We start from the raw sequence: 17,082 nt of genomic DNA, 5'->3' as shown, positions 1-17,082 counted from the left end.
ATTGCCGGTTACACTGATCTGATTAACTTGAAGGTTTACTGAATGTCACCATCGTTTTTTGAAATTGTGCAACTGACCAACGGCGATTACGCCCTGCGCCGCATTGACGATGACAGTGCGCCACTGGTGAAGATCTCATTCTCGGAGGAAGCCCGGGAAATGATGGAAGACCGTGATATGTCTGTTGCTAAAGCAATGATCGCCGCAGGTATCGAGGCGGTCGGAAATGTTGCCCACGATATCGACTGGGAAGACGACGAACTGGACGCTTCAGACGCCCAGCCCTCCTACACTCTCCACTGAGTCATTAACGCTGCCTGAGAACGACCCCATGGCTGTTGCCTTCGGCAGAGGCTTTTTGCAGGGACTCAAAGGCAGCGCGGCCCAGTTTACGGGTCCACATGACCACAGCATGGCAGGTGCCTGCACTGAGGGCTCGCTCGGCCAGTTCCTGCGCGGAATAATCCGACGTTGAACGAAGCACTAACAACTCACCAGCCACGATCCCATGCATTTTCTGCCACTTGCTGACCAATGCCTGAGGCGGATCAATCCAGGCCAGCCAGCGCTTTTCCTGGTTCAGCTGCGTCAGCATGGGCAACAGCAACTGAAAGTTTTCCACCTGGCCTTCCGGCAAGATGATTTCCGTCACATTGCCAGAGACCTTGGTCTCGTTGGATTCCGGAGAACGTCGGGCACGAATGACAGAGCGTCGCTCGCGGGCGGCGGTTGCCGGCACTGAACAGGACAGAGCATTGGGATTGTAAGCCAGATTCTGATTAAAGCTCATTTGTTCCATAATTCACCCGTTTTCCAATCTATCAGAGGTTATCCGTACTGATCAGTGCAGATCAGAGCGTCGGATAACACCCACACCCAGGCCTTCGATGAACAATTCCTGCTCGGTAAGGTCTACTTCAATGGGTGCGAATTCTTCGTTCTCGGCAATCAGGTAGACTTTCGAGCCTTCCTTGCGGAAACGCTTTACCGTAACCTCATCGCCGACCCGGGCAACGACCACCTGGCCGTTGTGAACATCCTGGGTGCTGTGCACTGCCAGCAAATCGCCATCAAGAATGCCGATATCTTTCATACTCATGCCCCGGACCCGCAGTAGATAATCTGCCGAGGGCGAGAAGAACTCGGGCTGGAGCGTGCAGTGATCCTCAACGTGCTCCTGGGCCAGGATCGGACTACCAGCGGCAACCTGCCCGATCACCGGCAGCCCAAGATCCTCCTCTGCCTCTGGCAGCCGGATACCGCGGCTGGCCCCTGGCACCATCTCAATGGCCCCCTTCCGAGCCAGCGCACGAAGATGCTCCTCTGCAGCATTGGCCGAACGAAAACCCAGTTCAGCTGCGATTTCAGCACGAGTTGGCGGATAGCCGGTCTCATCGACGTAGCGGCGTATGATATCCAGTACCTGTGACTGCCTTGCTGTGAGTTTCATCAAGCTACTCCGTTGTATCGGGGTCGGTGCCAGTATCCGCAGTCCGGGAATGCCTGCTCCGGATAGCCTGCTCCGGATAGCCTGCTTCAGGCGCCCTGTTTTTTTATACAGTAAACTGACTATATACAGTGTTTTATCCAGTGTAAAGTCAGGCCCGTGATTTTCTTGCATTGGGTTAACCATGAAGATCAGCAGCGGTGTGATATGGTTAGTGTTCAAGCCCTCGCAAGTCAGGAAGTAGCATGACGCAAGCCAGTAGTTGCAGGATGCCTGATATCCTAGAGACAAACGAAGGCCGGGAACGCCGCGTGGGTGTCGAGATCGAATTGTCTGGTCTGGGCTACGATGAACTGGTCACCCTGGCAGCAAGCCTTCTTGAAGGGACGCCGGTGCTCCAGTCACGCTACGTGACCAAGCTGGAGACCGCACTCGGCGAATTCACGGTGGAACTGGATTCCGACCCGATCAAGGACCTTGATCTGGCCGATGAACGCCTGCCTCAGTCGATCCGGGAACTGGGCGGCCAGGCGATGGATGTGATTGATGCTGCCGCAGAACGGGTTGTGCCCCTGGAAATCATCAGCCCACCCCTGCCTTTCTCCAGCCTGGAGACTATCGAATCTCTCGTTGAAGACCTCAGGAAAGCAGGCGCTCTGGGCAGCCGGGATGCCATCTATTTTGCCTTCGGCCTCCAGTTGAACCCGGAACTGCCCGATCTCAGCCCGGAAACAATGGTTCGATACTTCCAGGCCTTCGCGGCGCTTTACGACTGGCTCAAGGACCGGCATCAACTGGATGTCAGCCGCAAATTCACCACCTATATCGAACCCTGGCATGGGCGCTATACCGAGCTTTTGATGGAAGACAACTACCGGCCCAACCTGGGTGAGCTGATGGAGGACTACCTGGAGTTCAACCCGACCAGGAACCGGGCGCTTGACCTGCTGCCGCTGTTTGCTCACCTGGACAGTGAGCGTCTTGAGCGCCATGTTCACGATCCGCGGATCAAAAGCCGGCCAACCCTGCACTACCGGCTGCCGGATTGCGACATCGATAATCCGGATTGGCATTTTTCTACCGTGTGGAACGATTGGGTGGTACTGGAGCAATTGGCCAACAACCCGGACGACCTGGCGGACATGCGGCGACTGTTCCGGGAACGGCGGAAGCTCAACCTGCATAACCTGACCCACAGCTGGCAGGAAACCACCGACGACTGGTTGGCCAAGAACGGGTATGTCTGAGCCGTTTCCCGAACAGGAACTTGAGGTTCCCGGCCTGACCATTGGCATCAGTGGTCCTGCTCGCAAAAGCCTGGCCCATCGCCTGATCAGCCTTGGATTGCGTCTTCACGGCGCTCGTACCCACTACATTCGTCCCGGGTCGCGGGTGGCCGTAGCAATGCTTGATGGCCTGGTGCTCTCCGGCGGCACCCATGTCCATCCTGAGCGATATGGCCAGGAACCCCAGGTTACCGCAAACTATGATCGCAAACGGGATGCGACCGATCAGTCGCTGCTGGAGCAGGCCGAGGCCATTGGCATTCCCGTGTTGGGGATTTGCCGCGGCGCGCAATTCATTAACGTTTTTCATGGCGGATCGTTGTGCCAGAACGTGACCCCGCTGAGGGTCAACACCCGGCATCGGCCTCTGCTGTTGCCCCTGCAAACGGTGCGACTGGTAACGCAAAGCCGGCTTGAACAAGCCATGCGCTCGCCTGTGATCGGCGCCAACCGCATTCACAGCCAGGCGATCAAACGCCTGGGCCAAAATCTGCGTGTAACCGCCGTGGATAATGATCTTTTTGTACAGGCCATTGAAAGCACGCAAGGTCAGTGGCTGACGGGCATCCAGTGGCATCCTGAATATCTGCTTTACCACGGTGGGCACCGGCGCATTTTTGGCCAGTTCGTGGATGCCGCCCGCCGATTCAAACTGGCGCGCCTGGAACCGGATTCCGGCGAAGCCTGATCCATCAACGGTTGCCAAAGGAGGCAATGTCATGAACGGAAGGAACCCCAAGCTCCGTTTTAACCTGAAATCCCGTTTCCTTATTGCCCTGGCTCTCACAGTGCCAACCCTGGCGATGGCGGGCGAGGTGACGCTCACCGGTGAAGGCAGTGTCCGATACGAGCCGGACAGCGCCAGGCTTCAGTTTACTGCCAGTGCCGAGCACGAATTGCCGCAGAAGGCTACTGAACGTGTAGCTGCGCTGATGGAGCAATGGCGGGAGGGGATTGGTAAATACCGTGACCAACTCAACGACTATTCAGACGCCACCGTGAACCTGTACACCCGAACCTTGCCTGCTCCGGAGCGGGAAGAGGAGCCTCGTAAACAGGCCGTGGCTTCACAAACCATCAGTTTCAGCATCAGCGACCTTAACCTGCTCAACCCCCTCCTCCAGCAAGCCCAGTCTTTGGGCCTGGATTACCATCTGGGCCCACACCAGTTCTTCCACTCGGATGAGACCGGGATGGAGCAGGAAGCACTTGCCAGGGCAATCGCAGACGCGAAGGCCCGGTGCCAATTCGTGGCCAATGAGCTCGACCAGACCTGCGGCGATGTTGTCACCATCAACATCAATGGCGGGCACCGCCCGGTTCCGATGATGATGGCCGAGGCCAAATCCATGTCGGATACAGTCGCAAGCGTGGGGGAGCGGGAAATCCGCGCTTCGGTGAGCGCGACCTTCGAACTCGATTGAGTTTAGAAATCCCGCGTGTAGAAAATATCCAGGGAGGCCGCCAGACCACTGGCCGCCTCCAGGTAGAAGAACCGGCCCAGATCGTAACGAAGTGCGACGGTGGAGATTGGCTCGAAAATGCCAACGCCGTACCGGACGCTCAGCTCGTCCGTCAGATAGCCGCTCGCCACCACGGACGTCTGCTCTCCGGAGCCCTCTGCTTCGAGGGTGAGCTGACGAATGCCGAATTCCTCGCCAATCTGGCCAGTCACCTTGTTGGCCTGAGTCAGACCCAAAGAAAGCGCCGCCCGGGTCATCTGACCCTCATCGCCCTGGCTTCGAGGAGCTCTACCAAGGATTACGTACGACAGTGCGTCAGTCTGTGGCATATCAGGATTAGAAAACACCTCGGTCTCCGGAGACTGCACCGGCCCCGTCAGACGGATACCGGCAACCACGGTATCAACCCGCCGCACGGCTTCAATATCCAGATAGGGCTGAGCAAGATTGCCAACGAACAGGAGCCTGGCACGCCTGAGTTCGAGTTCCTGACCGTAGGCCTCATACTGGCCATTAACCAGCTGGAGTGTTCCCCGGGTATCCATATCGTTGGTGATCCTGAGGGACCCTTCGAGATCGCCTGTCACGCCGAAGGCCGAAAACGTCACCTGATCCTCACCCACCAGGACATTCACATCCATGTTCAGTGAGCGAACTACGGGTTCCTCCTTCTCAACACCTACGATGACTTCGTCTTCAGAAACCGACACGGCCTGCTCAGGTAGCCCCTTTATCTCGATGTCCCCTCTTGGGACTGCAACCTGTCCGGTGATTTCCAGGGTGCCTTCACGGAAAACCAGGGTCAGGTCCGGCTCCACCTCAACCTGGGCATAGGGCTCCACACTGAACGGTACGCGCTCCCCGGAAATCGTGATTTTCCCCCGCGGCGCCTGTTGCCAGTCGACCTCGCCATCCAGGATGGTCTGACTCCGGGCATTGCTCTGGATCCTGCCGCTGATCTGTGCCGAATAGCCCGAGAATTCAATAGTGGCAGTCATCTCCTCAATGGGCAGCGGCAACCGGGGATCTGAAACCCGTCCATCCACCAGATGCAATTCGCCGGTCACAGCCGGCTTCATCAACGGGCCCGAAAGCTGACCCTGGCCATTCACTTTCCCCGCCACCTCATCAAGCCCGGACAGCAATCCTGCAAGGGCGATATCAAGCCCTTCCAAATTGAACGAACCCTCGACGTTGCGATTTACGGAGTTCGGGTCCAGCCCCATGTCCAGCTCAAACCTGCCCAATTGGGGGCCAGCGAGACGAACGGCGACATCGGCCTGTCGAGGTTTGAGGGTGACCTCGGTGGTAAAGGCATCATAGTCGAGGTCTTCCCACTCACCATCGACCAACAGCTGGAATTCGCCATCACCGGCATCAAGATACACGCGACCATCCGGCCCTTCCGCCGTGGTGGTAAAATCGATCTCGCCATTTAACCGCGCATTCCAGCGCACGGTTTCCGGAAACAAGGGCGCCAAAGCGAGCGTTGGGAACCGGCTGATTCGGTAGGCGATATCGGGAACCGGAAGCAATGTCTGATCGTCGGCGCAAACGGTGCTTTGTTGCCAACGCCAACAATGGCTGCCAAAGGTCAGTTCACCGTTGGCACCATAGGCGAGGGTCGCTGGTGACTCCAACTGCCATCGCTGCGACTGTTCCGGAACATTTATCACCCCGGTTGATAGCTGCCCCTGCCAGGTTTTCCATTCGGAACCAGCACCACCCTCGAAAGCCAGCTCCAGGTCGGCTTCGGAATGCTCAGCCCTCAGGCTCACGGTGTGCTGCCCCTGAGTGCCATTCGCCTGGAGCGTGAGCGTTTCAAGCTCCTGACCGCCCCCACCTATATTCTCCGCTTGCAACTGGCTTGTGAGCCTCAGCCCGTCGTCCAGGTCGGCCTCAAGGCTCAGGGTTTCAATGGTCAGCTGGTCGCGCCAGGCAAGGTTTTGGCCGCCCGCTCTCAACTCTCCCACCGGACGCTCCGGCGTTCCTTCAGCCATCAGGGTCGCTTCCAGATTGCCGGTCAGGCCGGGGAGTACGATCTCGGGCTCAGGCAGGCTCATGGCCAGATCGCCCCGCAACAGCTCGCCCCAGGTACCACTTCCTTCTACCCGGTTGGCACCGATCGCCAGACTCAGCCCAGACAACTCCCAGCTACCGGATGAGGTATCAAGGCGCCCTTCGAGGGATGCAGGATTGGAACGCCAGTCACCCTCGAGGTTCCAGGTAGCGTTCATGGCAGGAATGGGACCGTCCCCGAGCTGCCCTTCGGTAGTAACATCGCCACTCAGGCTGGCTTCGAGAACCGGCACCCAGTAACCCGGATTGAAATTCTGCAGGGCCAGGGCTGCCTGCCAGGACAGCGGGCCGGCAAAGTTGACCGATCCGTTTCCGGTCAGCGACCCGGCGCCGGTGCTGATTCTCAAATCGGTCAGCTTGGTTTGCTCGTTGTCACCATCCACCGTGGTAGACAGATCAGCACGGCCCTGAGGGCCGTCAACGCCCGCTTCAAGCTCCGCATGGTAGCTTCCCTCTCGCCAGGACACCGTGCCATCCAGCGATTGGAGCGTAACTGCCGGCGCATCAAGGCCGGGGACCAGGGTGTACCAGGGAAACCCGCGCAAGCGGACATCGGCACTGGCCTCCAGGACCTCACTCCAGGCCACACGTCCGTTGGCCACCACCGTATTCCGTTCACTGCCATTCGAGCTATCCGTGGCCAGTTCAATACGGATGCCCTGTGCCGCCTTTGTAGTCACGAGGCCCTCAAGCGCCAGCTGCACCGGCCCGGTTGTACCGGGCAGTCGTGCTCGCCCCTGTGCACGGAAACCTTTCTGCAGACTGCCACGGGCCTCCACAGACCAGTCGTTGAGCACCAGGGTCTCCGGCAGCGCCTCAGCTGCCCGGAACTGGTCCGAGGTTATCCTGAGTCTTGCTGGCAGGCTGGGATCGAGCGGCGCGACCTGCCCCGAGAGTTTGGCATTCAGATAGCCGCGACTCGTGGCTGCCACCATCAGATCCCGCACGCTGCCAGAGAATGTTGCATCCAGCGTCCACTGGTCACCGTAGGGAGGTGGAACCTCTGCCCTGACCTCAAGATTGACGGGCCAGTCCCGTCGGGTTTCTATCCGGCCGTTGGCAGAAACCGTGTAATCACCCAACCGATACCAGGCGCGCTCGATGGTCCAGTCAGCACCCGATCCGCCCGCGTCCAGCTCAAGCCGGTCCCAGACCCTGTTGCCATTGAAGGTGAAAGGGCCCATCCGGACGCCGCTGACATTCAGCGCCAGAGGCAAGTCGAGCCCAGGCAGCGTTATTGCGCCTCCATCCCCCGATTTATCCGCCGGGGGCAACTGGGTAACCGCAAGCGTCTCTGCTTTCAGACCGTCAACACAAAGCTGTTTCCTGAAGAGGCAGGAGGGCGACCAGTCCACGAAAGGCGATTCAACAATAACCTCTACCCCATAACCTCGCCATTGCAGACGATCAGCCTGCCACTGGCCAAACAATGAGCCACGGTCGTTTTCGACCTGCAGCCCCGGGACCTGTTCAATGACCCACGCGGTCCCGGTCTCGGAACGCAAGGCCAGCAGAACCGCTGTCAGCAACAAGATGGGAGCGAGGATCAACACCCCGAGACATACAATCAGCCAGAAGCGAAGCCGGTGTGAGCGGGCCGGCTGGTCCTGTTGGTTGTCTTCGTGTCTGTCCGGTGTCTGCGTCAAAGCTCGGGCCCCATGGAAAAGTGAATCCGCCACTCCCCGCCAAATTCGCGATCCAGCCCTTTGGCAACGTCGAACCGCAACGGGCCCACCGGGCTGATCCAGCGAACGCCAATGCCAACGCCGGTTGCCAGAGGATCATTCAGATCATTGATGGCATTGCCATGATCGACGAACACCGCAGCCCGCCATTGGTCGGCAAACTGGTACTGATACTCACCGCTACCCACCATCAAAAAACGGCCGCCCACCGGCACACCATTTTCGTTTTCAGGCGAGAGTGTTTCATAACCATAGCCCCGGACGCTTTGATCGCCACCGGCAAAAAAACGGAGGGACGGCGGCACATCCGAGAACCGGTTTGTGGCAACGGCTCCTGCCTGAAACCGGCCGACAAATCGGTGCTTACCAGCTAAGGTAAACAAGCCCTTAACCAGCGCATTCACGTGCAGGATATCCACATCCGAGAGCACAGCCCGATGCGAGCCGGTAACATCAAACTGCAAACGATAGCCGCGGGAAGGGTCCAGGGGCGAATCCGCGTGAATCTTGGAGTAGCCTGCGCCTGGGAGCAGAAGCGTGCTCGTGCCCTTCTCGTCGTTGCCGATATTGAACCGTTCGCCTTCCCAACGTAGTGAGAGCACCTGGAGCCAGCCATTATCAAGTTGATGCTGCCACTGCTGGCCGAGGGTCAGAAGTTCCGATTCAACATTCTCGATATCTTCCCGCTGATATCCGGCCGTCAGACGGATCAGATCCGTCATGGGTGGGTCCAGAGGCAGTTCGTACCAGGTACTCAGATTCTGACGTGGCACCGAAAGCTCCGTTTCCGCACCCCGCTTGTGCCCCATGGGATTGATCCAGTGCTCACGCCAGGTCCCCCGGAACCTGGGACCAACATCAGTCGAAAACCCTACACCTGCGGCAACTGATCGTGCCTCGCGCCGAGACAGCCCAACGCTTACGGGGATAACTCCGTTTTCAGCGGCTTGCGGTGAGATATTGATGTCGACATTGCTAAAGTAACCGCTGTTCAGAAGGTCCTTGTTCAGCCGCGCAATTTCGTCGGCATGATACGGCGTTCCCGGTTCGAAGGTGACGAAATTCTTCAAAAGGTCAATCTCGAACCAGTGCCCCTCCTCAAAGGTAACTTCCCCAAGTCTATAACGCTCGCCGCTCTCATAGATCAGCGTAATATCAGCTATGCGCTTCGTCGGGTCCACTTCCAGAGTACGGGTAACAAACTTTCCGTCGAAATAGCCCCGCCGGCGGGCACGATTCTGAATCGTGTTTCTGAGGTTGGCGTATTCACCATGGTCCAGAATATCGCCTTCGGCGGGATGCACCGGCAGATCAGAGGTCAGTCTGGGATCAGACGCAGCTGCACCTCTCATTTCAACCGTTCGGGACCTGACTGTTACCGGCTCACCCGGGGTAATGGACAGCGTTAGCGTCGCCGTTGTGTCCGAGTCGCCCCCTTCAATCCGCCAATCGATCACGGGCCCGTAATAGCCCAACGCTCGCAACGCTTCGCGGGCCTGATTGACAGCTGTGGGGGCATACCGTCTCAGGTTTCCGGTGCTCCGACCTTCGACTTCGCCGATAAAAGCCTCAACATTCGATTTCAGCTCCGGATAGTCTCCTTCCATGTTAACAACCACCTGTTGCGCACAAACCCACGAGGGCTGCCAGCAGAGCAGGAGGATCAGAAGCCGGACCCGGCCCGAATTCACGACTTGGTAGATTGATAGCATCCGGCTATTTCAGTGTTGGTGGTAACAAGAAGGATTTACGTTAAAGCGTGGGAGTTTAATGGCAGACGGTCAAGTTAATCCATGGTTGACCCTCAGGCACGCGTCAGGCGGCGCGAGGGCAAGTCGTTTGTGGCTTCGAAATAAGCTAACCTGTCAGATACTTAGCAACAGACCGGACCCAGGCGAATGCTGAAAATAAATCGAGAAAACCTGAAATCCAGTCACCAGCTTATCTGGTTCATCATTGATTTCCTGATGCTGGGGCTGCTGATCATCAACCTAGCCTTCATTATTTGGGACTCGATCTACAACTTTGTCGCGGTTCAGAATCTCCTGAAAGAACACGCCCCCGCTATTCAGTCCGCCTACCACCCCATTCATGAACGCTTCATCTTTTACGATCTGATCTTTGTCAGCATCTTCCTGACCGAGTTCTTTGTTCGCTGGGGTTATGCCATAAAGGCCAAGGTGTATGACCGGTGGTACTTCTACCCGTTCATCCACTGGTATGACCTGGTGGGCTGTATTCCCGTAGGAAGCCTGCGTTTCCTGCGTATTCTGCGGGTGATCTCGATCATCTACCGCCTGCACCAGTACAAGATCATTGATATCACCAGCACCAAGATCTACCGGTTCGTAAATTTTTATTATGAAGCCTTCATGGAAGAGCTCTCGGACCGCATCGTGCTCAAGGTTCTGAGCGGCGTGCAGCAGGAGGTCAGACGCGGCTCACCGCTATTCGACAAGATCCAGGAGGACATTCTCTACCCCCGGAGGGACATGCTTTCAGACTGGATTTCCAAGCGCGTTGCTGAGGCAGCTCAGGAGGGCTATGTACCCAACCGCGGAGCGCTGCGCAGCTATTTGGAGGACCGGGTCGATAACGCGCTCAAGCAGAATCTTGAACTGTCGCGGCTGAAATACCTGCCGGTGGTCGGCCCCACCATTCAGGAGACCCTGGAAGAGGCCGTGGGAGACATCGTTGCCAACGTTATCCACCAGATTATGGAAGACCTGGCCTCGGCCTCCAATCACGCCTTTATTGAAGACATCGTGAACGTGTTCCTGCCGACACCCGGCGAAGTGAGAGCCGACGAAACCCAGAACGAAGCATTGATCAATCTGATTATTGAGATCATCGATGCGATCAAGGGGCAGGTTAAAGTGAAACACTGGCGGTCCGAGCTGCCTTGACGAACTGGCGAGATTTTCCAGAAACCAACAACAAAGAGAACATCCATGGATGCATCGCACTTGCCACTGCACTACCAATCCGCCCATGACCTTTTGGCGCAGCTGGAGGCGGGCAGTCTGACCAGCGAAGCCCTCACTGCAGCAATTCTGGACCAGATCCGGAAGCACAATCCCGCCATCAATGCCGTTGTGACCCTGGATGAACAGCGGGCACTCGCCAACGCCCGTCAGGCCGATGAACAACGGGCAGCTAACGCGGTGAAAGGCCCTCTCCATGGACTGCCGCTTACCCTTAAGGACACCTGGGAAGTGGCTGGTATGACTTGCACCGCAGGCGCGCCGGCCCTTAGAAACCACAACCCGGGATACCACGCTGATGTTGTGCAGAGGCTGGAAGACGCCGGCGCCATTATTCTGGGCAAGACCAATGTGCCCATCTACGCCACGGACCTCCAGAGCTACAACAAGCTGTTCGGGGTCACCAACAACCCCCACAACCCGGCTCACACTCCGGGGGGCTCCTCGGGCGGCGCAGCGGCTGCTCTGGCCGCTGGCATGACACCCCTCGAAGTGGGCAGCGACCTGGCCGGCTCCATTCGCACGCCGGCCCATTTCTGTGGTGTGTTCGGCCACAAGCCAACCCGCTCCCTGGTCTCGTTTCGCGGCCACATTCCCGGACCGCCCGGCACCCAATCCCGGCCCGACCTGGCCGAGAGCGGCCCAATGGCCCGCAGCGCCCGGGATCTGGAGCTTCTGCTGAAAGTCATTGCCGGGCCACGGCCAGCCGAAGAGCGAAGCTGGGCGCTTCAGATGGCACCGTCAGTGGTTCAGAGACTCGACCAGGCGCGGGTCGGCTTCTGGCTTGAAGACCCACTGTGCCCGGTAGAGCAGGAACTCACCGAAGGCTATCAGGCCCTGGGAAAATCACTGGCAGAGCAGGGCGCACTGGTCACCGAAGCAAAGCATCCTTTACTGAGCCTTGAGCATATCCTGCCCGCTTACTTCAACCTGCTCGGCACTCTGCTCAGTACCTCCCTGAAACCTGCGCAGCGCCGGCAAATGAAATGGATCGCGCGACTCGAACCCTGGCTCAAATTCCTGGGCCCGATGACACCATTTATTGGTGAATACGGAAGGGGCGTGAACCAGCCCGTTTACCAGTGGATGGCCTGGAGCGAAATGCGGGAGAAAATGCGCGCCGAAATCGAATCCCTGTTTCAGGAAGTGGACGTTCTGCTGACGCCGGTCACACCAACCACCGCCATCCGACATGACCACACCCACCCTGTCTTCAAACGCCGAATCACCGTCGCCGGCCAGCCAAGGGCCTACATGGACCAGTTCTGCTGGATCGCCCTCGCCACCCTGCTTGGCCTGCCGGCCACCTCCGTTCCGATTGGCCGGACGCAAGAAGGTCTGCCGTTCAATGTTCAGGTGATTGGTGCGCCGGGGATGGACTTGACCACAATTGGTTTTGCGGGACTCTTGGAAGAGGCCGGGTTGGCCGGATTTGAGCGGCCAACCCCGTTGGGGTGATGCGGTGCTAAAAAAAGACGCATTATTCCTGTAGTGCTTATTGACACTCTGATCGACACTGGTACTTTGCATTCATAAGGATTTTTAGCCCGGCGGTCGCTAATGACAACAAGAATTCCTACAGCAAAAAACAAGCCGACCGCTCTGTGTCTATTCCTTACACTCTGGCTGTTTACAGTTGCTCACGCCCACGGTGAGCAGAAGATTATCGTCAATCAATCCGTACCGATTTCAGATCCCGACTGGATCTATCTGAATCAGATCTTCGCGATGCAAATCAGAAAGTGGCCGGACGACAGCGCCATCCAGGTTTTTACCCTGCCAAGTACCTCGGAACTCCATCGGGATTTCACAGTAAAACAGCTTAAGATCCAGGCACATCAGCTCGACCGTATATGGAATCGCATGCTGTTTACCGGCACGGGAAAGGCGCCAACGGTGGTTGAATCAGAGAAAGAGATGCTGGAAATGGTGAAATCTACACCCGGCGCTATCGGATATGTGTCGGGAGAGTATCCGGTGAGTGATGTAAAGCTTTTGTCAGGAGCGCAAGAATGAACATACGTCTGATCAGCCTCCTGTCCGTTCTGTATTCTTTCGGATTGCCGGTAAACGCGCTTGAATTACCCCTTGGTTCCGAAATACACGGTTTTTTCAGCCAGTCTTATTTGGTGAGCCCGGACAATCCATACGCCGGGACAGACTCTGAGGACGGCTCGTTCAAATTTCGCGAGGTAGGGATTAACGGATTTACCGAATTTTCACCCGAGCTCCGTATCGCAGGGCAAGCCCTGAGCCGATATCGGGATAAGTCGGATGACGGAGATGTTCGTATCGACTTTCTGCTCGCTGACTACCTGTTCTTCAGCGATCAGTACAGCTCGGTAGGAGTCAGGGTAGGTCGGGTGAAGAACAAAATTGGTTTATACAATGACACCCGAGACATACCCTCGGCACGCCCGGGATTCAATGTGCCAGAGTCGGTTTATTTTGAGGCCTTTCGTGACACCCTGCTCTCTACGGACGGTATGAACTTCTACGGCACCTCGTTACTAAAGAACAACCTTATACAATGGGAACTAACTATTGGTAGAAAGGACGTAGACAGCGAAGACTTCGAATACTATACCTTTGCTCGTCCCGTTCCATCAGCCGACAGCGCTGACGTGCCTTTGAAGCTGTTCAGCATAAGTTTCATTCCTGCATTCGACCGGGATTTGAAGTTTGGTTTGAGCGTCGCCGACGTTCGTGCTGACCTCGAGGGCACCCTCTCTGTAGCTGAAGCTCAGCAAGCGCTCGTGACTGCGCCACCCAACGACTTTTTTGTTAACCCGCAAAACTATGTGACCGCAGCAGGTATTGATGGCCTCCTGACCATTATATCCGCGCAGTATAACTACCGAGATTTCGCTCTGGCCGCCGAGTACCTGAATTTAGAGAGTGATTTCGATGCTGAATTGGTGGGTAATCGGTTTTCCGAGAGCTCAAGTACCGAAGCGTATTATCTCCAGGCGGAATGGTTCACCACTGCGCAAACGTCCGTTTTTACGCGTTATGAGGAGCTGTACCTGAAACGGAGCGATCGCTCCGGTGCAGACTCCGCAACGGATTACAACCCTTACCGAGGTTTTGGACGAGGATGGACGCTCGGAGGCAAATGGTCGGTAGGTAAGGGCTGGTCAATCTCAGGGCAAGCCAGTTTTAATGAGGGTACCGCCTGGCTACCAAATTTCGACGGCATTGAGAATCACAACATCAAGAAACACTGGAATTACTATGTCTTCTCGGTAAATTACCAGTTCTGATAAATCGGTAGCCCCAACATGCTGCTCAGCCTGAAGTGGAAAGCCGTTGTTTTTTTGAGTCTGGTGCTGATCGTTGTCACCGGTGCGTGGGTCATCCAGCAAATCAACCGAACGGTGGCGAGTTACGAGAACAGGTTGGCGGAGGGAGAGGTTCGCCAGCAACTCATTCTTGATCAACTACTTGACGATAATTTTCTCAGACTCTCTCAAGTCGCCCAGTTAATTACGGAAATTCCAGGAATTCAGCGGGCGACTGACCTTGCCGCCCGCTCCGGACTGCCCCAGGATCTTGAAAAGCAATGGGTCCTGCTGAACATCAATACTGGTATTGACTACATAGCTTTGTATTCGATTAACCGCGAACCCATGGGCAACGCTTTCAATCAAACGCAATTTCGTAGCCCGGAAGCCCTTCAGACTGCCGTCACAGATGCCATGCAAGCAAATGGTCGGGCGGAGCCCCAGTCATTTATATACTGTGGATTTGGCTGCTCTCAGTTTGTGATAGAACCCTTCGTACTCGAAAACGGTGCAGAAGCATTGATTGTTGTTGCCCAAAGCATCGCGGACGTAATCCAGAGATTCCAGCAACTGTCCGGAGACGACCTTGCGGTCCTCCTACCTCTGGGATCCGAGCCTGACCAAATAACCGGCGAAGACCGAATTTTTGAAAACTGGGAGTCCAAGCTCTGGGCGGCAAGCCAATTCAAAGATACCCAGACGTTGCTTACCTTTACCGAGAACGTTCATTCGCTAGATCAACTTGACTCCGAAGACGCCCTTACCTTCGGTAATCAGACGTTTTCATTCAATTTCCTGACTTTGAATTATAACCAGTCCGGTGACCTCCGCCCCTCTCTTGTAACCGTCAGCGATGAAACCAGGCATTACGACACCATGGTCAACTCGTTAAAAACCAGCTTGCTGACTGGCCTACTTGCATTACTTGCCTCCGAAATTGCGCTGCTCCTTTTGATGCTCGGTCCGCTCAGGCGATTAGCCTCTGTAGTCGACGCATTGAACTTTCTTCCACAGCACGAATACCAGAAGGCCTTGAGTGTAATTGAGCGCGACTCCTCTAACCTGTTCCGAGACGAGTTATCATTGCTCGAGAACAGCACCCGGTTCGTCACTCGAGAGCTCGAAGCTCTGCATATTGAGGTCGGAGAGAAAAACCGGTCTCTCCAGGATCAGATCGCCATCATCTCCCGCTCCCGGGCCTTTCTGGAACGCCTGATAGACAGCTCCCATCTTTTTATCGTCATCCAGACCTTCGATGGCGAAATTTTGAGCAGTAACTCAAAATTTAAGAAAATGTTCAGTCGTCCAGTACATAACTTCAATGATTTCTTCGCTTCCCGAAAAAGTCTGGACGACTTTCTCCAAAAACTAAGTGAACTCAAGAACAGCAGTAGGGATGTCCTACAGTTCGATTGCGAGTTCGTTAGCGACCGGGGGGGCATCATTTATCTGGACTGGACCTGCTGCATCGTCGAGGACGAGCGTGGACAAAGTGTCATACTCACAACCGGTATTGATCTCACCCAACGCAAACGAGATGAAGAGGCATTGGAGTGGCTGGCCAACAACGATCCACTGACTGGCATAGGGAACCGCCGAAGTTTTCAAACTGACTTGGGGAAAGTGCTGGATCTAGAATGCGAGGGCGCAATTGTATTCATCGACGTCGATCGCTTTAAACAGATCAACGATCTATACGGTCATACTATTGGAGACCAGGCGCTTATCCAAATCGCCGACTCCCTCAGGAAGAGCGTTCGCTCCAGCGACTCTATCAGCAGGCTCGCAGGTGACGAGTTCACCATTGTTCTTCCAGATATGCACCGAGAGCAGCTACCCGATTTCCTGGCCAAACTCTCTGGATTGCTGAACGGCCAGCTTCTGATTCCAACAGAGGGCCGCACCATTGAGTACAACGTCAGTGTTGGCGCTGCTCTGATCCCTGAGCATGGTGCAACGGAACAGGAGCTCATCGTCCACGCGGATATGGCAATGTATCAGGCCAAGAAAAAAGGGGGCGGGCAATGGCAGATCTTCGACCCCTCAAGTGGTGATCTGGCGGATCTACGACGCGATCACGACCTTTCATCTCTGCTTCGGCACGCGTTGAATCGCGACGATTTGTTCGAACTCAACTTCCAGCCAATTCTGTCTATCAAACATCAGACCGTGAGCCACTACGAAGTTCTGCTTCGGTTGAGAAATGCAAACGGAGAGGCGGTATTCCCGAATGATTTTATACCTGCAGCTGAGAGAATGGGGCTTATACAGCTGATCGATCATTGGGTTCTGGAAAGAGCCATTGACAGGATGTCCACTGATCGGTGCGCAGGGCACTCTTACAGTCTTTCAGTCAATGTTTCAGCGCCGACTCTGCAATCGCCGGAATTTCCAACCAGGGTAACAGACCTTTTGCAGAGCTATGCGCTAGACCCGGCTCTACTGGTCATTGAGCTTACTGAAACAGCCTACATCGAAAACTTCCAGATGGTGCTTAACAACCTGAAAGATCTCAGCAATAACGGAGTCATGGTTGCATTGGATGATTTCGGCGTCGGGTTTTCCTCATTCAGCTACCTGAAAAAGCTACCTCTGAGTTACGTCAAACTGGATGGCTCCTATATCCTTGGTCTGATCGAGAACCCTGACAATCAGGTGTTCGTGGAAAGTCTTACAAGGATGGTCAACGCCTTTGGGATGGAAACCATTGCAGAATTCGTTGAGGACGCAGAAACGCTGGCAAAGCTTGATAAGCTTGGTGTGGCCTATGCCCAAGGATACTTTATCGGGAAGCCCACGCCACAGCTTGAGGATATGCTCGCGAAAAACGAACACGCCTGATTCGGCAGCACTG

The 17,082-nt window shown here is 55.9% G+C and carries 13 protein-coding genes; 9 read left to right on the top strand and 4 right to left on the bottom strand.

The genetic code is table 11. The annotated features are described in order from the left end of the window. Positions 1-42 precede the first annotated feature (42 nt). Positions 43-303 carry a hypothetical protein gene (locus tag WA411_RS11880; RefSeq protein WP_008177453.1) on the top strand — a complete coding sequence of 87 codons (261 nt, stop codon included), beginning with the start codon at positions 43-45 and terminating at the stop codon, positions 301-303. Positions 304-307: 4 nt separating this feature from the next. Here the strand turns inward: WA411_RS11880 and WA411_RS11875 are convergent, their stop codons facing one another. Together WA411_RS11875 and lexA are read right to left on the bottom strand one after the other, a co-directional pair. Beyond that, complete coding sequence (locus WA411_RS11875) at positions 308-799, bottom strand: cell division inhibitor SulA (protein ID WP_069183172.1); 492 nt, start codon at positions 797-799, stop codon at positions 308-310. Positions 800-841: 42 nt separating this feature from the next. Beyond that, positions 842-1,453: a transcriptional repressor LexA gene (gene lexA / locus WA411_RS11870; RefSeq protein WP_174805002.1), complete on the bottom strand. Its 612-nt coding sequence runs from the start codon at positions 1,451-1,453 to the stop codon at positions 842-844. A gap of 239 nt (positions 1,454-1,692) precedes the next feature. Here lexA and WA411_RS11865 point away from each other — a divergent pair, with 239 nt between their 5' ends. From WA411_RS11865 to WA411_RS11855, 3 genes are read left to right on the top strand one after another with little or no spacing between them, the layout of a single operon-like run. Next, on the top strand, positions 1,693-2,694 hold the full coding sequence (locus WA411_RS11865) for an amidoligase family protein (protein WP_291906720.1): 1,002 nt from the start codon (positions 1,693-1,695) through the stop codon (positions 2,692-2,694). Further along, positions 2,687-3,421, top strand: coding sequence for a gamma-glutamyl-gamma-aminobutyrate hydrolase family protein (locus WA411_RS11860; protein ID WP_069183169.1), 735 nt, complete (start codon positions 2,687-2,689; stop codon positions 3,419-3,421). Before WA411_RS11865 ends, WA411_RS11860 begins: the two co-directional genes overlap by 8 nt. Positions 3,422-3,452: 31 nt before the next feature. Further along, entirely contained in the window at positions 3,453-4,157 is a 705-nt protein-coding gene (locus tag WA411_RS11855) for an SIMPL domain-containing protein (RefSeq protein ID WP_291906717.1), read from the top strand. A gap of 2 nt (positions 4,158-4,159) precedes the next feature. Here WA411_RS11855 and WA411_RS11850 read toward each other — a convergent pair whose 3' ends face one another. Both WA411_RS11850 and WA411_RS11845 read right to left on the bottom strand, forming a co-directional pair. Continuing rightward, positions 4,160-7,921: a translocation/assembly module TamB domain-containing protein gene (locus WA411_RS11850; RefSeq protein WP_291906715.1), complete on the bottom strand. Its 3,762-nt coding sequence runs from the start codon at positions 7,919-7,921 to the stop codon at positions 4,160-4,162. Next, positions 7,918-9,567 (bottom strand): autotransporter assembly complex protein TamA, encoded by a 1,650-nt coding sequence (locus WA411_RS11845; protein ID WP_291906713.1) that lies wholly within the window; start codon positions 9,565-9,567, stop codon positions 7,918-7,920. The genes WA411_RS11850 and WA411_RS11845 overlap by 4 nt, the downstream gene beginning before the upstream one ends. Positions 9,568-9,858: 291 nt before the next feature. Here WA411_RS11845 and WA411_RS11840 point away from each other — a divergent pair, with 291 nt between their 5' ends. From WA411_RS11840 to WA411_RS11820, 5 genes are all read left to right on the top strand, one after another. After that, positions 9,859-10,866, top strand: coding sequence for a hypothetical protein (locus WA411_RS11840; protein ID WP_209396857.1), 1,008 nt, complete (start codon positions 9,859-9,861; stop codon positions 10,864-10,866). Between the two features lie 45 nt (positions 10,867-10,911). Then, on the top strand, positions 10,912-12,402 hold the full coding sequence (locus WA411_RS11835) for an amidase (RefSeq protein WP_291906710.1): 1,491 nt from the start codon (positions 10,912-10,914) through the stop codon (positions 12,400-12,402). Positions 12,403-12,504: 102 nt separating this feature from the next. Then, positions 12,505-12,960, top strand: coding sequence for a hypothetical protein (locus tag WA411_RS11830; RefSeq protein ID WP_291906708.1), 456 nt, complete (start codon positions 12,505-12,507; stop codon positions 12,958-12,960). After that, positions 12,957-14,207: a hypothetical protein gene (locus WA411_RS11825; RefSeq protein ID WP_291906706.1), complete on the top strand. Its 1,251-nt coding sequence runs from the start codon at positions 12,957-12,959 to the stop codon at positions 14,205-14,207. The genes WA411_RS11830 and WA411_RS11825 overlap by 4 nt, the downstream gene beginning before the upstream one ends. An 18-nt stretch (positions 14,208-14,225) precedes the next feature. Continuing rightward, on the top strand, positions 14,226-17,069 hold the full coding sequence (locus tag WA411_RS11820; protein WP_291906704.1) for a bifunctional diguanylate cyclase/phosphodiesterase: 2,844 nt from the start codon (positions 14,226-14,228) through the stop codon (positions 17,067-17,069). The last annotated feature ends 13 nt before the right edge of the window (positions 17,070-17,082 follow it).

The sequence above is a fragment of the Marinobacter sp. CH_CUG1437-1 genome, from assembly GCF_037029655.1.
Classification (GTDB): domain Bacteria; phylum Pseudomonadota; class Gammaproteobacteria; order Pseudomonadales; family Oleiphilaceae; genus Marinobacter; species Marinobacter salsuginis.
Note: the sequence above shows the minus strand (reverse complement) of the source record. Positions and strands in the feature narration are given on the sequence as shown.

Bases quoted from the DNA above. Each gene is read 5' to 3' on its own strand.
- WA411_RS11855 (WP_291906717.1), top strand. From the start codon at position 3,453: ATGAACGGAAGGAACCCCAAGCTCCGTTTTAACCTGAAATCCCGTTTC.
- WA411_RS11835 (WP_291906710.1), top strand. From the start codon at position 10,912: ATGGATGCATCGCACTTGCCACTGCACTACCAATCCGCCCATGACCTT.
- WA411_RS11830 (WP_291906708.1), top strand. From the start codon at position 12,505: ATGACAACAAGAATTCCTACAGCAAAAAACAAGCCGACCGCTCTGTGT.
- WA411_RS11865 (WP_291906720.1), top strand. From the start codon at position 1,693: ATGACGCAAGCCAGTAGTTGCAGGATGCCTGATATCCTAGAGACAAAC.
- WA411_RS11820 (WP_291906704.1), top strand. From the start codon at position 14,226: ATGCTGCTCAGCCTGAAGTGGAAAGCCGTTGTTTTTTTGAGTCTGGTG.
- WA411_RS11860 (WP_069183169.1), top strand. From the start codon at position 2,687: ATGTCTGAGCCGTTTCCCGAACAGGAACTTGAGGTTCCCGGCCTGACC.
- WA411_RS11875 (WP_069183172.1), bottom strand. From the start codon at position 799: ATGGAACAAATGAGCTTTAATCAGAATCTGGCTTACAATCCCAATGCT.
- WA411_RS11840 (WP_209396857.1), top strand. From the start codon at position 9,859: ATGCTGAAAATAAATCGAGAAAACCTGAAATCCAGTCACCAGCTTATC.
- WA411_RS11880 (WP_008177453.1), top strand. From the start codon at position 43: ATGTCACCATCGTTTTTTGAAATTGTGCAACTGACCAACGGCGATTAC.
- WA411_RS11825 (WP_291906706.1), top strand. From the start codon at position 12,957: ATGAACATACGTCTGATCAGCCTCCTGTCCGTTCTGTATTCTTTCGGA.
- WA411_RS11845 (WP_291906713.1), bottom strand. From the start codon at position 9,567: ATGGAAGGAGACTATCCGGAGCTGAAATCGAATGTTGAGGCTTTTATC.